At 46.6% G+C, this 17,152-nt stretch carries 15 protein-coding genes and 1 tRNA gene; 12 read left to right on the forward strand and 4 right to left on the reverse strand.

Features of this window, described 5'->3' with window-relative positions:
• Positions 1 to 471 precede the first annotated feature (471 nt).
• From AC5JL3_RS19055 to thyD, 6 genes are all read left to right on the forward strand, one after another.
• A complete protein-coding gene (locus tag AC5JL3_RS19055; protein ID WP_192217483.1) occupies positions 472 to 1,038 on the forward strand; it encodes a photosystem I assembly protein Ycf4 in 567 nt (188 codons plus the stop codon).
• 76 nt (positions 1,039 to 1,114) lie between these two features.
• Positions 1,115 to 1,885: a peptidylprolyl isomerase gene (locus AC5JL3_RS19060; protein WP_496075985.1), complete on the forward strand. Its 771-nt coding sequence runs from the start codon at positions 1,115 to 1,117 to the stop codon at positions 1,883 to 1,885.
• Positions 1,886 to 1,911: 26 nt separating this feature from the next.
• A complete protein-coding gene (locus tag AC5JL3_RS19065) occupies positions 1,912 to 3,159 on the forward strand; it encodes a beta-ketoacyl-ACP synthase (protein ID WP_496075986.1) in 1,248 nt (415 codons plus the stop codon).
• Between the two features lie 146 nt (positions 3,160 to 3,305).
• A complete protein-coding gene (locus AC5JL3_RS19070) occupies positions 3,306 to 4,847 on the forward strand; it encodes an FAD-dependent oxidoreductase (RefSeq protein WP_496075987.1) in 1,542 nt (513 codons plus the stop codon).
• A 110-nt stretch (positions 4,848 to 4,957) separates the two neighbouring features.
• The gene (locus tag AC5JL3_RS19075; RefSeq protein WP_496075988.1) at positions 4,958 to 6,592 is read left to right on the forward strand and encodes an adenylate/guanylate cyclase domain-containing protein; all 1,635 of its coding nucleotides are present in this window, start codon (positions 4,958 to 4,960) and stop codon (positions 6,590 to 6,592) included.
• 117 nt (positions 6,593 to 6,709) lie between these two features.
• Positions 6,710 to 7,621 carry a thylakoid membrane protein ThyD gene (thyD, locus tag AC5JL3_RS19080; protein WP_496075989.1) on the forward strand — a complete coding sequence of 304 codons (912 nt, stop codon included), beginning with the start codon at positions 6,710 to 6,712 and terminating at the stop codon, positions 7,619 to 7,621.
• A 230-nt stretch (positions 7,622 to 7,851) separates the two neighbouring features.
• On the opposite strand, the gene murA is transcribed toward thyD, so the two are convergent.
• A complete protein-coding gene (gene murA, locus AC5JL3_RS19085) occupies positions 7,852 to 9,246 on the reverse strand; it encodes a UDP-N-acetylglucosamine 1-carboxyvinyltransferase (protein WP_496075990.1) in 1,395 nt (464 codons plus the stop codon).
• Between the two features lie 328 nt (positions 9,247 to 9,574).
• Here murA and AC5JL3_RS19090 point away from each other — a divergent pair.
• Positions 9,575 to 9,658, forward strand: a tRNA-Leu gene (locus AC5JL3_RS19090).
• Between the two features lie 124 nt (positions 9,659 to 9,782).
• Positions 9,783 to 10,589 (forward strand): TrmH family RNA methyltransferase, encoded by an 807-nt coding sequence (locus AC5JL3_RS19095; protein WP_496075991.1) that lies wholly within the window; start codon positions 9,783 to 9,785, stop codon positions 10,587 to 10,589.
• Between the two features lie 62 nt (positions 10,590 to 10,651).
• Here AC5JL3_RS19095 and AC5JL3_RS19100 read toward each other — a convergent pair whose 3' ends face one another.
• Positions 10,652 to 10,897, reverse strand: a complete 246-nt coding sequence (locus AC5JL3_RS19100; RefSeq protein WP_496075992.1) for a hypothetical protein — start codon at positions 10,895 to 10,897, stop codon at positions 10,652 to 10,654.
• 308 nt (positions 10,898 to 11,205) lie between these two features.
• On the opposite strand from AC5JL3_RS19100, the gene lpdA reads away from it, so the two are divergent.
• From lpdA to AC5JL3_RS19120, 4 genes are all read left to right on the forward strand, one after another.
• Entirely contained in the window at positions 11,206 to 12,639 is a 1,434-nt protein-coding gene (lpdA, locus tag AC5JL3_RS19105) for a dihydrolipoyl dehydrogenase (protein ID WP_496076014.1), read from the forward strand.
• A 78-nt stretch (positions 12,640 to 12,717) separates the two neighbouring features.
• A complete protein-coding gene (gene trpC / locus AC5JL3_RS19110) occupies positions 12,718 to 13,608 on the forward strand; it encodes an indole-3-glycerol phosphate synthase TrpC (RefSeq protein ID WP_496076015.1) in 891 nt (296 codons plus the stop codon).
• Positions 13,609 to 13,765: 157 nt separating this feature from the next.
• Complete coding sequence (locus AC5JL3_RS19115; RefSeq protein ID WP_496075993.1) at positions 13,766 to 14,053, forward strand: DUF5340 domain-containing protein; 288 nt, start codon at positions 13,766 to 13,768, stop codon at positions 14,051 to 14,053.
• A gap of 186 nt (positions 14,054 to 14,239) precedes the next feature.
• Positions 14,240 to 15,394 (forward strand): pyridoxal-phosphate-dependent aminotransferase family protein, encoded by a 1,155-nt coding sequence (locus tag AC5JL3_RS19120; protein ID WP_496075994.1) that lies wholly within the window; start codon positions 14,240 to 14,242, stop codon positions 15,392 to 15,394.
• A gap of 216 nt (positions 15,395 to 15,610) precedes the next feature.
• Here the strand turns inward: AC5JL3_RS19120 and AC5JL3_RS19125 are convergent, their stop codons facing one another.
• Together AC5JL3_RS19125 and AC5JL3_RS19130 are read right to left on the reverse strand one after the other, a co-directional pair.
• Positions 15,611 to 15,802: a DUF2949 domain-containing protein gene (locus tag AC5JL3_RS19125; protein ID WP_192217496.1), complete on the reverse strand. Its 192-nt coding sequence runs from the start codon at positions 15,800 to 15,802 to the stop codon at positions 15,611 to 15,613.
• Positions 15,803 to 16,423: 621 nt separating this feature from the next.
• Positions 16,424 to 16,996 carry a DUF192 domain-containing protein gene (locus AC5JL3_RS19130; RefSeq protein ID WP_496075995.1) on the reverse strand — a complete coding sequence of 191 codons (573 nt, stop codon included), beginning with the start codon at positions 16,994 to 16,996 and terminating at the stop codon, positions 16,424 to 16,426.
• Positions 16,997 to 17,152: the final 156 nt, after the last annotated feature.

Genomic DNA, 17,152 nt, shown 5'->3' on the forward strand with positions numbered 1-17,152 from the left:
GACGACGTCAAACCATCCTCGACTACTTGGCGCACGTCCGACTGCGATTGTCATAGTTTCAAATCCTCTTACATTAATGATTTACAAGGATTCCAATGTTGACACTTCCACACAATTGTGAATTGTGGAATTTTTGAGGACTCGGTTAGTATGACAAACTTCGCCTCAAAGGATGTGTCGAGCATCCTTACCACAAGCTAGCTTTCCGCTAGCAGTCACTTAATGTTTCTTAAAGTATCACATTTTTACGTTGTTATCCTGATAATCCCTGTTAAGGGGAAAAAGGCTTTTAGCGTCCAAATACAATAATAATGAATATTAGAGATTTTACAAAATGACACATATTTCCTCAGAATTTTTTTAGTTAAAGAGGAGAGTTTCCCATCTCGTACTCTACTGGTTGCTCAGAAATGTCATAGTAATGGCAGAGCATCTTTTCAAATCTTGAGATTGAGTGGGCAGGATTGTTTCATGACAGCATCGACAACCCAACAAGAGAACCGCGTAATCCGTCAACCAGTCTTAGGCTCTCGCCGTTTTAGTAACTACTGGTGGGCGACAATAGTCTCCATTGGGGGGACAGGGTTTCTCTTAGCGGGGCTTTCCAGTTACCTAAAAGTAAACTTGCTTCCGGCTGGTGATGCAACTCAGCTAGTCTTCATCCCACAGGGAATCGCTATGGGGTTCTACGGCGTTGTGGCTCTATTGCTAGCACTCTACTTATGGTTAGTTATCGTCTTGGATGTAGGTGGTGGTTACAATGAGTTCAACAAAGACACGGGTATGGTTCACATTTTTCGGTGGGGCTTTCCCGGTAAGAACCGTAAAATCGAGTTTAGCTGCCGTACACAAGATGTCCAGTCGATTCGAGTAGACATCAGAGAAGGGATTAACCCTCGCAATGCACTCTATCTTCGCGCTAAAGACCGCCGGGAAGTTCCTCTAACGCGCGTTGGACAACCACTCCCTTTATCAGAACTGGAAAATCAAGGAGCAGAACTTGCTCGTTTCTTTGGAGTTCCCCTTGAAGGCTTGTAACTAAATTCCGCCCTAGTAAGCACATATCTGCTTAAGATGATTCAGTAGCTATAGCTACAAGAACGGTAAATTTGAGATGCAGATAAAAATCCAGCGCTGGTTATCATTAGTTTTGGTTATTGTGGCTCTAGTTATAGGGGCATGTAGTAGGCAAGAGGCGGGTTCCCAAAGCTCGACAGACTCTTCAACCGCTGCAACGACTTCTACCCCCGTAGCTCAAGCTAGCAGTCCGCAGCTAAGTACCTTACCTAGACTAGAGGGAAAAGCAACGGTAGTGATGACAGTAAATGGCTCACCCATCACCATTGAAGTCAATGGAACAGACGCTCCGGTTACAGCCGGAAATTTTGTAGACCTTGTTCAACGCGGTGTCTACGATGGTCTTGTGTTTCATCGAGTTGTACGGGAGCCACAACCCTTTGTCGTTCAAGGTGGTGACCCTCAAGGAAAAGACTCAAGCTTTCCAGTTGAGGGTTTAGGGACAGGGAGTTTTATTGACCCAGACACCTCGCAAGCACGTTATGTCCCTCTAGAAATCAAGCCTGAGGGTGCAACAGAACCGATTTACAGCAAAACGCTTGAGAAGGCTGGTGTTTCTAAGCCTCCTGTGTTAAGGCATACTCGTGGTGCTGTAGCCATGGCTCGTTCATCGCCACCCGACTCAGCCTCTTCACAGTTCTACATCGCTCTAACAGAGTTGCCATTTTTGGACGGTAGTTATGCTGTATTTGGCTATGTCACCGAAGGCATGGACGTTGTAGACAAGATTCAGCAAGGCGATCGCATTGAGTCAGCTGAGGTCACGAAGGGCATTGAGAACCTTAAGAAGCCACAAACTTCCTCATAGGGATTCGAGGAATTAGCGTAGGGTTGGTGGAAGTTGTTGTTACTGGCATCGGTCTTGCCTCAGCTTTAGGTCGGCTAGAACCTAGCTGGCAGAGTCTTCTCAGAGGCAAGTCTGCCATTCAACAACACCAACCCTTTCCGGATTTTCCCTCCCGACCCTTAGCGCTAATCGGTCATACTCCAACATCATTGGAAACCCTGACTGAGCTAGTTGTGGCAGAGGCGCTTCAGGATGCTGGTTTAGTGCCGCCACTACCAGACTGTGGCATCGTGATTGGTTCAAGCCGAAGCTGTCAAGCCTCATGGGAGCAGTTGGCAAAGAAACTACAAACTGAGGACAAGGGACAAAGAGACTTTCAATACTCTTCTCAATTCCCAATTCCCAATTCCCAATTCCCAATTCCCAAATTGGAGCATTGGTTAGATACCCTTCCCCACTATGCTGCGATCGCTACCGCTCGTAAAGTTGGGTCAAGAGCCTCTGTACTGGCACCAATGGCAGCTTGTGCAACTGGAATTTGGGCGATCGCACAAGGCTTTGAACTCATCCAGAGTGGTCAATGCCAGCAGGTACTAGCCGGGGCTGTAGAAGCACCAATTACACCATTGACGTTAGCCGGATTTGACAAAATGGGCGCTCTGGCTCGGACTGGTTCCTATCCCTTTGACCAAAATCGGGAAGGGCTGGTACTGGGTGAAGGAGGAGCGGTACTGGTACTAGAGTCAGCTAAATCGGCAAGGGAACGGTCAGCATCCATTTATGGCAAGGTACTAGGATTTGGTTTGACCTGTGATGCCTATCATGTGAGTGCGCCTGAGCCAGGAAATAACACTGGACTAAGCAAGCGCGGTACGATGCCGGAGGCGGTTCCCAAAGCGACCATCGCATCCATCACCGCTGTTAAGCAATGTCTAGAACGTAGCCATCTTTCACCAACTGATATTGACTACATCCATGCTCACGGGACGGGCACCCAGCTTAACGATCACAATGAAGCCCAGTTAATCGAGTGGTTGTTTCCTCATCAGGTTCCGATTAGTTCTACCAAAGGAGCAACGGGTCATACCCTAGGTGCTTCTGGAGCATTGGGAGCCGCTTTTTGTCTAATGGCATTAAAGTATCAACAATTACCGCCCTGTGTAGGGTTGAAGGAACCAGCGTTTGATCTAGATTTTGTGACAACGCCTCGCCAAGCTGAGATAAATTCGGTACTTTGTTTTAGTTTTGGGTTTGGGGGTCAGAATACAGTAATGGCATTGAGTCAGATGCCCTGAGGAGGAAGATTAGTCTACATAAATCAAGTTTGCTTTACGTTCAATCCTTGACGCGGAAGAACAGGTCGTTTAGTAGGATAGATCTGACTTACAAGACCGATGACGATTAGGATTGAGAGGGAGCATTTGGGGCAAACGACACATCCATGAGCCAAACCGAACAAATTCTCTCCCAGTTACCGGGTAATGTCCTTGAGCAGCTTCGGGGTGTTGATCAACGTTATTGGGTGCTGCGAAACGAGACAGCACCACCACCACAGGTGATTAAAGAAAGCAATGAGCCTTTAGGGACTGTGGATTGGGATGTCGTCATTTGTGGTGGCACGTTAGGAATTCTTATTGCTGCGGCTTTACAAAAGCGAGGTTGGCGAGTTGCCTTACTCGAACGAGGAATTTTACGAGGTAGAGACCAAGAGTGGAATATCTCTCGTAAAGAGCTAGAGGTATTTTTGGAACTGGAATTACTCTCCGACGCTGAACTAGAAAAAGCGATCGCAACTGAATATAACCCCGCTCGAATTAGCTTCTTTGAAGGGCAGGATTTCTGGGTACGAGATGTTCTCAACATTGGAGTTGACCCAGTATTTCTTCTTGATACTCTAAAGACAAAGTTTCTCGACGCTGGGGGTCAGCTATTTGAAAAAACAGCTTTCAATGGTGCAGCGGTTCATCCTGATGGTGTTCTTGTTGAAGCGGCTAGTGGATTGAAGACACGCTTGCTCATCGACGCGATGGGCAGTTTTTCTCCAATTGTTCAACAAGCGCGTCTTGGGGAAAAACCAGAAGGTGTTTGCCTCGTTGTTGGTAGCTGCGCTCAAGGCTTTCCCAAGAATGAAACGGGCGATCTTCTTGTCTCATTCACACCAATCCAGAATCAGTGTCAATACTTCTGGGAAGCGTTTCCAGCACGGGATGGCAGAACGACTTATTTATTCACCTACCTAGATGCTCACCCAGAACGCCCTAGCTTAGAGTTTTTTTTTGAGGAATACTTGCGCCTTCTGCCAGAATACCAAGGCGTGGAGTTGTCACAAATTGAATGGAAGCGGGTACTGTTTGGCTTCTTTCCGTCTTACCGAAACTCGCCTATCAGGATGCCTTGGAATCGAATTTTGCCAGTAGGTGATAGTAGTGGTGGTCAATCACCCGTGAGCTTTGGTGGATTTGGTTCGATGGTAAGACATCTAAAGCGTCTCACCATAGGAATTGATGAGGCGTTGAACAGTGAAGCCTTCAGTCGCAATGCTCTTGCCCAGCTACAACCGTATCAACCCAATATTGCTGTCACATGGCTATTTCAACAAGCCATGAGCGTTGGTATCAACCAACAACTATCACCCAATCAAATCAATCAATTACTGACTGGAGTATTTCAGGCAATGGAGCAGTTAGGAGATGATGTACTACACCCTTTTTTACAAGATGTTGTGCAATTTTCCGGGTTGTCAAAAACGCTTTTGTTAACCTCACTGACTAAACCCAGACTTGTGTTGCCAGTGATTCCTCAAGTCGGGTTGACAACGCTTTTAGATTGGATAGTACACTATATCAATTTGGGTATTTATAGTGGCTTGTCTCCATTGGGACAGCTAATGAGTGGGTCATTAAAAACGCTACCGCCAATCCCACAATATTACTGCCGCCGTTGGCTCGAAGCATGGCACTATGGCTCTGGGGGTGACTACTGAAACATTGTGTAGGGAAGGTTCCGATTGCCTACCTTAGCTTTTATCAAATATGGCTGACTTGATCTAATGCTTGATACCTATTATCTAATACTGAATACCTAACATCCTCAATGAATTTATGGAAGCGCCTAGTTCTATCTCAGCGTAAGCTTAGCATCATTACAAAATTTACGTTTGCATTTATTGCCCTACTACTGCTGCTTGGTACGGTAGCCATCACGGGTTTAGTTTCACTAGATGCTGTACAAAGTGAGACAGAGGCAGTAATTGATACAGGAATTGAGGTACAGCGTCTAGTATTTAGAATGGACGCGGCTTTAAAAAATGCTCGGCAATTGGAAAGAGATTTCTTTGTCTTTTGGTCAAGTGAAGGTTTTGCTAAAGCGTTCGAGCGATATGTTCAGAAACACCGCAGCGAGATTAAAACCGTCCTTAACATCAGCAGTGAACTACAAAATCTACTTGAAAGTGACAATGTAAGTCCTGCTCTGCGCCGCAGTAACCCTGATGTTTTAGATTATGTGGCTTTAGTCGATCAGTATTCTAGTGATTTTGACAGAGCTGTTGGCTTAGTAGGCGAATTGGGGATGGCTGATGTTGGGAAAATTTCCGAGCTTGAGCAAAACGCTACAAGATTACGCGAAAGGCTTCAGCTAGCTAATACTCCAGAGTTGATGGTTTTGTATCTGGAAATGCGGTCTTTTGAGAAAGAATATCTCCTAACCCGTCAAGAGTCCATTATCAATTCAATTTATGAAGCGGCAAAACAGTTACGTAATGGTATTATTGCTAGCTCAAAGTTAGATATTACAGAGCGTCGTCTAGCTTTAGATGATTTAGATAAGTACGAAGTAATTGTTAAAGAGATTGTTGCTCTCAACCAACAAATTCTCAGTCAAATTCGTGAAAACATTGATATCAATTCTGCAAGGCTTACAGAGAATCTGGTTGGGGTAGCCAACGCAGAAGTTCAACGAGCACGAAGCGCGATCGCAAATAAAATCCATTGGGCAAGAGTTTTACTGTTTGCGGCAGTTTTGCTGGCATTACTTGTCGCCGCCGCCGTAGCAAGACAGTTTATGTCTGCCTTGAAGGCATGGGCACTGGAACAGCAAAAGTCAGAGCGTCTACTGCAGAATATCTTACCTGAGCCGATCGCACAGCGGTTGAAACAGGAAGAGACTACAATTGCTGATAGTTATGCCGAGGTAACGGTGATGTTTGCCGATATCGTCGGCTTTACGCAGCTTGCGGCAGAAACTCCTGCGATTGAACTGGTTGAAATCCTGAATGTGATTTTCTCAGAGTTTGACCAGCTCGCCGATGAACATGGTTTAGAAAAAATCAAAACGATAGGCGATGCCTATATGGTAGTCGGAGGGTTACCAAAACATATACCAAACCATGCTGAAGCGATCGCAGCAATGGCGCTAGATATGCAAACTAGAATTAACGAATTTTGTGCCGACACGGGTAAAGACCTTAGCATTCGCATTGGTATCAACACAGGCCCTGTGATTGCAGGTATTATTGGTACAAAAAAATTCATCTACGACCTGTGGGGTGATACGGTGAATATTGCTAGCCGTATGGAATCTCACGGGATTCCTGGTAGCATTCAGGTCACCGAAGCAACTTATAAGTGTTTACGAAAGCAGTTCCTCTTTGAGGAACGGGGGCTTGTCCAAGTGAAGGGACGGGGAAAGATGAATTGCTATCTGCTCATGGGTAAGAAAAGCTTTTAGGCGTTGGGAGGATGTCACGTTTTGTATACTGGCATTAATATTATTTGTGTTTTAACATGACCTCGAAAACTCGCTCGATTCAATTTTTTAAAGGGATTTCAGAAGAGTAACTAATTAATGAAAGTAGCAATTACTGGAGCAACTGGGTTTGTTGGTAGCCGTCTAGTGGAGCGTCTCCAGGAACAGGGACATCAGCCGCTCATCCTAACTCGTAACCGAACCACTGCCTTGAACGCCTTCCCAAACTTGGAAATCGTTGCCTATACCCCTACAAAATCAGGTTCTTGGCAACAAGCGATCGCAGGTTGTGACGCTGTGGTGAATCTTGCTGGAGAACCCATCGCCGAAAATCGCTGGACACCTAAGCACAAGCAGGAGATTCTTGAGAGTCGTCGCGTCGGTACGCAAAAAATTGTAGAAGCCATCACACTCGCTAACCCTAAACCCTCTGTGTTAATTAACACTTCAGCGATTGGCTACTACGGCACTAGTGAAACGGCTAGCTTTGACGAAACGAGTCCTGCTGGTAGCGACTTCCTTGCCGAAGTTTGTCAAGCCTGGGAAGCGGAAGCTCAAAAAGTTAAAGAAGCTGGGGTACGGTTGGTAATTCTGCGATCGGGGATTGTTTTGGGGAATGGAGGCGCACTGGCGAAGATGATACCTCCCTTCAAGCTCTTTGCGGGTGGTCCTCTCGGTACAGGAAAACAGTGGTTCTCCTGGATTCACCGGGAGGACATCGTCAACCTCATCCTGTTCGCCATTACTCAACCGGATGTTGAGGGTGTCTTCAATGCTACGGCGCCGAACCCAGTACGGATGTCAGAACTTTGTCAGGCGATTGGAGAAATTCTCAATCGTCCTTCTTGGTTACCAGTTCCCAGCTTTGTTCCAGAAGCTCTTTTAGGAGAAGGTGCTAAGGTCGTCTTGGAAGGTCAACAGGTGCTACCCAAAAGAACGATTAGTAAAGGCTTTGACTACCAATATCCAACCGTGAAGCAAGCACTCTCAGAAATCTTGACTTCTAGCTAGCACTCAACAATTAAGAGCCTGCTTGAATAGGGCGCTGGTAGCATTATTAGTAAGCTATTCCACATTTAACTGCTCCCGTCAAGACAGGCAAGATGCCCATCCCACAAGATTTTTGTCAACAATGCGCTTGTGCTTGCCTAGACATAGAGCAGCGTAGTAGGGTGCGTCACGACGCGCCCTACTACCAGCCTTTGATGTTTGATTCGCTCTGTCAGTTAAATGTACAAGACTTATTCGGGTCGGAGTGCAGTAACTTTACTTGGATCTGCCGAGACTTGCCCGACTTCTGCCTCATCTTGCACTCGCTGTAATCTAGCGCCTAACTGCCGTAGCTTCACCTCTAGATTGTCATAACCTCGATCCAAATGATGTAGCCCTTGAATCGACGTTTTTCCTTCTGCTGCTAGTCCTGCCAGCACTAATGCCGCAGAAGCTCGTAAGTCTGTTGCCACAACAGGGGCACCCGATAACCTTGGCACACCTCGAATAATCGCGTTGTTGCCTTTTACGCGAATATCCGCACCCATGCGATTGAGTTCTGCAACATGGCGTAGTCGGTTTTCAAACACTGTTTCAGTGATGACACTATCACCTTCGCTCTGCGCCAACAATGCCATGAACTGCGCCTGCATATCGGTGGGAAACCCTGGATAAGGCAAGGTTTCAATATCAGCGGCTCGTATCCTGCCAGGAACAATTCGTAAGCAGTTCGGTTCTTCAGTGATTACCCTGGAACCAATTTCATGCAGCTTGGCAATAACAGCCGTGAGATGATCTGGGACAACTGGGGAAAGAGAGAGTTCCGAGTTGGTAATTGCCCCAGCGACTAAGAACGTCCCTGCTTCAATTCGGTCAGGAATGATGGAGTAGTCTACCGAGTGTAAGCTGGGAACGCCGGAAATAATGATGGTGTTTGTGCCAGCACCACGAATCCTGGCTCCCATCGCACGACAAAAATTCGCCAAATCTACAACTTCCGGCTCTTGAGCAGCATTTTCAATGGTCGTTTCTCCTTCCGCCAAAGTTGCTGCCATCATTAGGGTTTCGGTTGCCCCTACGCTGGGGCAATCCAAATAAATTTTTGCCCCTTTCAACTTTTTGCTACCACTGCCACCCACGTAGGCGTGTACCATTCCGTGGTCAATCTGCACCTCGGCTCCCATGGCTTGTAAACCTCGAACGTGGAGGTCTACAGGTCTAGCACCAATAGCACAGCCACCGGGTAGGGGCACACGAGCAACTCCTAACCGCGCTAGCACTGGGCCAATCACAAAGAAACTCGCTCGTAGCTGACTGACCAACTCGTAGGGGGCTTTTGACTGTTCGAGGTGACGAGCATCGATGTCTAAGATGTCTCCCTTGCGTTCTAGTTTCACGCCAAGAGCCAAGAGAATCTGGCTCATACGCTTCACATCGACAAGAGACGGCACGTTGCGTAATCGGCAATCTTGGGGACAAAGCAATGCTCCTGCCATGATTGCCAAGGCAGAGTTTTTGGCTCCGCTAATTTTGACATGCCCATGTAGGGGGGTTCTGCCCCAAATGTGTAAAACTGACTTGTCTTCTTCGGGCAGAGAAGGGGTTTCTGTCTGGCTCAGAGAGTGATTGATGGGTCTATCCTCCAATTAGCAGCGTCTTGACGCAAGCACTTTTTAAAATTTGGTTCTGATTCTACCTGAAAGATTGCAAATGTCTAGATTGGTTATCAAGTTAAGTTAGTGCAACTTCGCAGAAATAACGCCTTTCCGTCAAGGAGGAGTAAGAAGTCGTGCAAGAAGGCGCTCTTAGCAATTCGTGAGTGAATTAGAGACAAACCTTCAAGGGGACTTCAGCAATCCGTTAGCTTTGCATTCTACATTGTTCCTGTTCACACCTCAGGAAAAAAATATAGTTGACGAATGTCTAATGATTGCTGCATGATAGTAAATTGTGCGAGAAATAACTCCACAAAGAGCGGAACTGGCGGAATTGGTAGACGCGCTAGATTCAGGTTCTAGTGTCTGCAAAGACTTCCGGGTTCAAGTCCCGGGTTCCGCATTTTGAAGATTAGGGATGGGAAAAAAGAGCTGAAAGCTGGAAGCTTTAAGGGTTGAAATGTTGGTAAGTTGAAAATTCTCACTTTCTAACCATCAGTTCAGTCCTAACTCTTAATCCCTAATTCATGCTGACAAGTACTCAAAATCCTCTAGTGAAGGAAATTAGGAAGCTGCACAAAGCCAAAGGGCGGCGAGAGCAGCAACTGTTTTTGTTGGAGGGTACACACCTACTAGAGGAAGCTTATGCCGTAGATTATCCATTGATTACAGTTTGCTGTACCCCTGAATGGCTGCGATCGCATCCGCAACTTTGGCAGGATATCTCTGGAAGATGCCAACGGGCAGAAATAGTGAGTCCAGAAGTCCTCAATGCGATCGCAACAACCGTTCATCCCGATGGTGTTATAGCAACGGCAATGCGATCGCTTGGTCTTGACTCCACACAATCCCATCCCTCACCGATAGTGACTTCTATCAGTCTCGCTTTGGAGACGGTGCAAGACCCAGGTAACCTAGGAACAATCATTCGCACGGCAGCAGCGGCGGGTGCAGAACGTCTATGGCTAAGTACAGATAGTGTGGACTTAGATAATCCCAAGGTACTGCGCTCCTCAGCAGGTCAATGGTTTCGGCTTCCTATGGTAGTTAGTCCTGATTTAAACGACGTCGTTGATCAGTGCAAAGCGCAAGGCATACAAATCGTCGCGACAGTCCCAGATGTCACTGAAAATTATTGGGACATCGACCTACAATGTCCTACCCTGATTTTGCTAGGTAATGAAGCCGCCGGATTAAAAGCGGACTTGGCAGCTAAAGCGGATCGGCAAGTGAAAATTCCTCTAATGCCAGGGGTAGAGTCGTTAAATGTTGCGATCGCAGCCGCTTTGATGTTGTACGAAGCCAAACGCCAACGCCGAGGCAGGGAAGGCTAGATGTTAGGTTTCAATAGAATTTCGATTTTTTTAGTCTTTAGATGCTCCTTCCGGTTGAGAGATTAGCGCTCATCCTTCAATCCGCCTTCTTCCGGTAGCTGAGTCTCGCCAAAGAATTGCTCAATGTCAGCGGCTGCTTCTTCCCAAACCGTTAAGTCAGTCTCACTGGTTGAGGAATGACTATCATCTAGCTGAAACTCAGGCTCAGGGGTTTGACTCTCCTGTGCCAAGATATTCTGTAGTTGGTCAAGTGACTCCATAAAAGCTCTAGCGGCAGACGTCCTCAGATTTTGCGGATGCTCATGCATAATGTTTAATTCCTATAAAGACGGCTTTTAATTGGAGCAAACTCGGTTAAAACTTCTACAATACAACACTGGCTTTGAAGCCGTTTGAATGACAAATGAGGCATAAATAAAAGGGCTGAGGACAAAGGGCTGGTGATTGAGTCGAGGTGGTGAGTTATGAGTTGAACAGCCAGTCTTTCCAGCTTTAACTCAAAACTCTCTTAACTAGATGCTATAAGCCTTAGTGGAATGAATTCAAGCAAGGACTTGCGTTCATCAATTGGTCAAGTTGAGAATAAGGAGGGCAATGCGGGATGAGTGAAATGGATGTGAGTCAGGAATTTGATTACGATTTGGTAATAATCGGTGCAGGTGTAGGTGGACATGGTGCTGCCTTACATGCTGTTAGCTGTGGCTTGAAAACCGCAATTATTGAAGCCTCTGAAATGGGTGGCACCTGTGTCAATCGTGGCTGTATCCCATCAAAGGCGCTCTTGGCAGCATCAGGTAGAGTACGGGAGTTACGCAATACCCACCACCTTCAGGCACTAGGTATTCAGGTGGGAGATGTTGCCTTTGACCGACAAGCGATCGCCAATCACGCGAACAATCTTGTTTCTAAGATTCGTGGCGATCTCACAAATAGCCTAAAACGCTTGGGCGTTGATATTATCCAAGGCTGGGGTAAGGTAGCTGGACAACAAAAAGTAACAGTTACGACAGACAGTGGCGAAAAAACATTCACAGCCAAAGATATTATTCTCTCCACTGGCTCAGTTCCCTTTGTACCACCAGGAATTGAGATTGATGGCAAAACCGTCTTTACAAGTGATGATGCCTTAAAGCTGGATTGGATACCAGATTGGGTTGCGATTATTGGTAGTGGTTACATTGGTCTGGAATTTTCTGATGTCTATACAGCTTTAGGCTCAGAAATCACAATGATTGAAGCGCTAGACCAGCTAATGCCGACTTTTGACCCGGATATTGCTAAATTGGCGACACGAGTTCTGATTACTCCCCGTGATATTGAAACTCATGTCGGGGTGTTAGCGATGAAGGTAACACCGGGAACACCCGTCGTGATAGAACTCGCCGATGCTAAAACCAAAGAAGTCGTGGATGTTCTGGAAGTAGACGCTTGCCTTGTCGCAACTGGGCGAATTCCAGCTACCAAAAATTTGGGGCTGGATGCTGTCGGTGTTGAGACAGATCGGCGGGGCTTTATTAGTGTTGATGAGACAATGGCGGTGCTATCATCCGGGGAGCCTGTGCCTCATCTGTGGGCAATCGGTGATGCAATAGGGCAACTGATGCTAGCTCACGCGGCTTCAGCACAAGGCGTTGCAGCTGTAGAAAATATTTGTGGGCGGCACCGGACTGTGGACTATCGCAGTATTCCAGCAGCGGCGTTCACGCATCCAGAAATTAGCTATGTAGGCTTTACTGAGCCAGCAGCTAAGGAACTAGGTGAAAAAGAGGGGTTTGAAGTCGCCTCGGTGAAGTCGTATTTTAAAGGAAACTCCAAAGCGATCGCAGAAGGAGAAGCTGAAGGTATTGCTAAAGTCATTTACCGTAGAGATACAGGCGAAGTCCTCGGCGTACATATTCTGGGTATCCATGCTTCTGATTTAATTCACGAAGCCTCAAATGCGATCGCCCTGCGGCAATCGATCAATACCCTCGTGACCCTAGTCCATGCTCATCCCACACTGTCGGAAGTGCTGGATGACGCTTACAAACGAGCTGTCGGTAGTCATTAGTAGGCACAAGGAGTCTTCTTCCCCCAGCCCCATAGCTCTCTTTTGTCCAACAACCAACAACTAACAACCAATGACCAATTGATGAAAATTCGCCGACGTCCACCCAATCCAGCTATTGACCTCGATATATTTCGCTATCAAGTAGTTGTTCCAGATTCTGAGCCACGCCATATTCTGGAAGAAATTGTCTGGCACAAAGAGACGGAAGTTGACCAGATGCGGGAACGTGTTCCTTTAGTGGAATTGCGGCAGCGGGTACAGACTGCGCCAGCTATCCGCAATTTCAGGCAAGCCTTATCTTCTGGGAAAACTCGTCCCGCCTTGATTGCAGAAGTTAAGAAAGCATCTCCCAGTAAGGGGGTGATTCGAGAGGATTTTGACCCCGTTGCGATCGCTCATGCCTACAACCAAGGGGGAGCAAGTGCGATATCCGTGCTAACCGATCAAAAATTCTTTCAAGGCAGCTGGGAAAACCTGGCAAATGTTCGTGCTGCCGTTGATTTGCCTGTCTTATGTAAGGATTTCATCATCTACCCCTACCAAATCTATCTCGCCCGTAGTTACGGAGCAGACGCTGTTTTACTAATTGCTGGAATTCTGTCAGACCAAGACCTTCAGTACTTTGTCAAAATTGCCAATGCTCTATCCATGATGCCCCTAATCGAAGTTCATACTCTCTTTGAGTTAGACCGCGTATTATCTCTAGATGGCGTTACCCTAGTTGGTATTAATAATCGTAACCTGGAAGATTTCTCGGTCGATCTGCAAACGACCTGCCAAATCCTAGCAGCACGGGGAAACCAGCTACAGGAGCGTGGCATTATGGTCGTCAGTGAGTCAGGGCTGCATACAAGCGCCGATTTAGAGCAAGTAGCATCTGCGGGTGCGGCTGCCGTTCTGATTGGCGAGTCACTGGTGAAACAGCCTGACCCAAGTACAGCGATCGCCAGTCTGTTTTCCAGTCCGTGACCTATAAGTCACGAGTCCGTTGTTGGTTGTGATAATGAAAAGTAAAAGGCTTTGCGCTCATCGGCACTCGCTCCATAGGGCGCGAAAGGCTAGCAGCCTCACTGATGCTCAAAGACTCGCTGTCGCAGATTCGTCCATTTGAGGTAAACCAGGTTTCATGGAGCCAATTCCCCTTCCGTCTTATGTCCATTACGAACTGCTTCTCCAACTTCTAGAGCGCCAAACTTCATTTGCTGTCAATCAGAAACCCGCAGTTCGAGAGCAAGTTCATCAATTAATCAGCACACTTCGGAAAGCCCTAGCTCAGCAGAGGCAACTGGAGCAAACCTGCATCCGAGCCAACTTACCAATTGAGTACCGCTGGTCTCTCAACAGTGCCAGTTTTGAGCCAGAACACTCTCCCGATGTCCTTCCCCTAGCTCAGAAGCCCGAAGTCGGTAATTAAACATTAAGCATCTAGTACGCAGGTGTAGGGCTTGTAAGTTTTTAGTTGTTAGATAGATTTTGTCAAGCTCCTGATTTTTGCCGGAAAGTCCTTTAAGAATTTCTACTTTATCTAACAACTAGCCATTGTCTAGAGGAGTTGTGCGATCCTGGATTATGCGAAGCGAGAAGTATAGAGGGCAACAAAATGGACGACAAGCATATGCTGATGATTCCTGGTCCAACGCCAGTACCGGAAAAAGTATTACTGGCGCTGTCTAAGCACCCAATTGGACACCGGAGCGGCGAATTTAGCCAAATCATGGCAGAGGTCACCCAAAACCTCAAATGGCTGCACCAAACCCAGAACGATGTTTTGGTGTTAACGGTGAGTGGCACGGGCGCGATGGAAGCGGGCATTATCAACTTCCTCAGCCCAGGCGATCGCGTTTTGGTTGGAAGTAACGGAAAATTTGGCGATCGCTGGGCGGCTATGAGTGCTGCCTTTGGTCTAGAAGTCGAGACAATCACAGCGGATTGGGGTAAACCATTAGACACAGAGCAGTTTCGCGAAAAGCTTGCCGCTGACACCGAAAAGAACATTAAAGCTGTCATTATTACTCACTCTGAGACTTCTACTGGTGTCCTCAACGACCTGGAAACGATTAATCGTCACGTCAAAGAGCATGGCGAAGCTTTAATGATTGTTGATGCGGTTACCAGCTTGGGTGCAGTCAATCTGCCAGTAGATGAATGGGGAATTGATGTCGTTGCTTCTGGTTCTCAAAAGGGCTATATGATTCCTCCAGGGCTAGGATTTGTCTGTGTTAGCCCTAAAGCATGGGAAGCTTACAAAACAGCCAAGCTGCCACGCTTCTATCTGGATTTAGGCAAATACAGTAAAACAGCGGCAAAAAATAGCAATCCCTTTACCCCCCCAGTTAACTTGGTTGTGGCGCTACAAGCAGCACTGCGAATGATGCAAGCGGAAGGTTTAGAATCGATCTTTGCACGTCACCAACGGCTGATGAGAGCAACTCGTGAGGCGGTACAAGCTCTCTCACTACCCTTGTTTGGACCGGATGAGGCGGCTAGCCCTGCAATTACGGCGGTTGCGCCTGTATCTGTAGAGTCGGAACAAATCCGCGCTGTGATGAAGAAGCGTTTTGATATTTCTCTGGCTGGTGGACAAGACGACTATAAAGGCAAAATTTTCCGTATCGGACATCTTGGCTTTGTTAGCGATCGCGATATTCTTGCGGCGATTGGGGCGCTTGAAGCAACTCTCCGGGAACTGGGCTACGAATCTATGACACCAGGGGCTGGTATTGCCGCAGCAGCTAGAGTGTTTGCTCAATCATGAGCTTCTAAGCTGATGTGCAAGTTAATTACATGTTGAAAATTATCTACTAGCTAACAACGCTAATAAAAAGAGCGAGTCAATGGGTGACTCGCTCTTTTTTGTATTGGATAAATTGTGAATGAACATACAATGTCTGGACTTGCCTGGGGTTGAGATTCACCCAAAGGCATAAGCATTTGAACATTATCAATTTGCTCCTCGCTGATTCTTCCAGTCTTAAACGGTCTCCAGCCAGTCATAAATTCGATCAAGTTGCTCTAAGGTTACCAATCCATACTGCCAAAGAATCATTGGCAAAGGACCTGGATCTTGTTCACGACGGCGTTGTGCAATCGCAATTGAGTCTCTGGAAATCGCTAATTCTTCCTGAAGAAAGCGAATAAATCTAGAATAAGTTGCAGGTGCCATCTTTACTTTCACCTCCTCATAATCTGCTCTATTGTGGAATTAATGGCTTACGTTCTTGATCTACTAGTAGACAGTATGTGATCTGGCTACTTTTCTTCAGTTCCTTCCTTATATTGAAGGTTAGAACTGTTCTTACTTGTGTTTCAAATCACTCCCAAACTGAGATTTAAATCAGCTAAGTTTGCCTTCTACATTTTTTGTCGGCAAGAAATAGCCGCTTAAATAGACAGCCCTAGCTTAGACTTCCAACACTATATGTTGGAAACATAGATAGACTTTTCTGGTTACGGAAACTGAAACTTGGCAGTTCCTAGCAAACCTTTGTATAGTTTCTTACTTCAGCGCTTTAATAAAAGCCATCTGTAAATTGGAAGATTCATCAACCGATGTACGCTCTTACTCAGACAACCCTCACACCAATGCTTAGCGGTTCATCGCTAAGGCTTTGTTAGCGTAACATCTTCGCAGTTTTGCTCAGCTTCTGAATCTGGTTGGAGGCAGTTAATTGTTATAGAGTATCTGAGTTTGAACTCTTTATAACTCTCCCTTACGAAAGGGTAGCTTACTTTTATGGCAGAACTGCAACAAGTTCAGTGAAAATTTTAATAATTTCAACAAAAATTAAGAATTGGAGGAGGTTGGGGGGGTGATATTCTCATCTAAGAACTTCACACTCACCCGATCGCCCACCCTAAGTCCCAGTTCTGCTGCCCGTCCGCCTCTGAGTTCAATCACTTGGTCAATTGGTGTTTGGGGTCCATAGCTTGGGCAAGGATCTGCCGTACAAGGGGGAACATCCGCCGCGATCGCTTTTACCTCCCCGTTTCTGAGGAAAACCATATCCAAGGGAATTTTTGTATTCTTCATCCAGAAGCTGACAGGTCGTGGTGGAACAAAGGAAAACAACATCCCCCGATCATCTGCTAGTGATGTACGATACATCAGCCCTATTGCCTGCTCTTGAGGTGTCCGGGTCACTTCTAGCAAAATCCGCTGACCTGCCATCTGAGCTTGGGCAGTAATCGGTAGCATTTGCCCTAAGTCCTTGGGTAGCGCTGAGACAGATGGAGGAGGTGGCAGTCGTTCACCCGATTTCAATGGTGTTCCATTTCCAACGTTCGCTGGTGCTGAGGCAACACAACCCATCAGTACAACACACAGCGTTATGCCTAATAAACTGATTTGACCTTTCATTACACTTTTACCACTGGATAGTCCTTCTTCTGGGAAGCAGGACTGCTTACTGAAATTTGGGACTTCTAAAAACGATGAGTTTTGAGCGAGAAAACAGCCTTAACAAGGTTCACACATCGCATAGATGATGCCTTGAATAAAATTGACTATTTAACC

It is taken from the genome of Symplocastrum torsivum, assembly GCF_059505465.1.

Bases quoted from the DNA above. Each gene is read 5' to 3' on its own strand.
- AC5JL3_RS19055 (WP_192217483.1), top strand. From the start codon at position 472: ATGACAGCATCGACAACCCAACAAGAGAACCGCGTAATCCGTCAACCA.
- AC5JL3_RS19060 (WP_496075985.1), top strand. From the start codon at position 1,115: ATGCAGATAAAAATCCAGCGCTGGTTATCATTAGTTTTGGTTATTGTG.
- AC5JL3_RS19070 (WP_496075987.1), top strand. From the start codon at position 3,306: ATGAGCCAAACCGAACAAATTCTCTCCCAGTTACCGGGTAATGTCCTT.
- AC5JL3_RS19075 (WP_496075988.1), top strand. From the start codon at position 4,958: ATGAATTTATGGAAGCGCCTAGTTCTATCTCAGCGTAAGCTTAGCATC.
- thyD (WP_496075989.1), top strand. From the start codon at position 6,710: ATGAAAGTAGCAATTACTGGAGCAACTGGGTTTGTTGGTAGCCGTCTA.
- AC5JL3_RS19095 (WP_496075991.1), top strand. From the start codon at position 9,783: ATGCTGACAAGTACTCAAAATCCTCTAGTGAAGGAAATTAGGAAGCTG.
- AC5JL3_RS19100 (WP_496075992.1), bottom strand. From the start codon at position 10,897: ATGCATGAGCATCCGCAAAATCTGAGGACGTCTGCCGCTAGAGCTTTT.
- AC5JL3_RS19115 (WP_496075993.1), top strand. From the start codon at position 13,766: ATGGAGCCAATTCCCCTTCCGTCTTATGTCCATTACGAACTGCTTCTC.
- AC5JL3_RS19120 (WP_496075994.1), top strand. From the start codon at position 14,240: ATGGACGACAAGCATATGCTGATGATTCCTGGTCCAACGCCAGTACCG.
- AC5JL3_RS19125 (WP_192217496.1), bottom strand. From the start codon at position 15,802: ATGGCACCTGCAACTTATTCTAGATTTATTCGCTTTCTTCAGGAAGAA.
- AC5JL3_RS19130 (WP_496075995.1), bottom strand. From the start codon at position 16,996: ATGAAAGGTCAAATCAGTTTATTAGGCATAACGCTGTGTGTTGTACTG.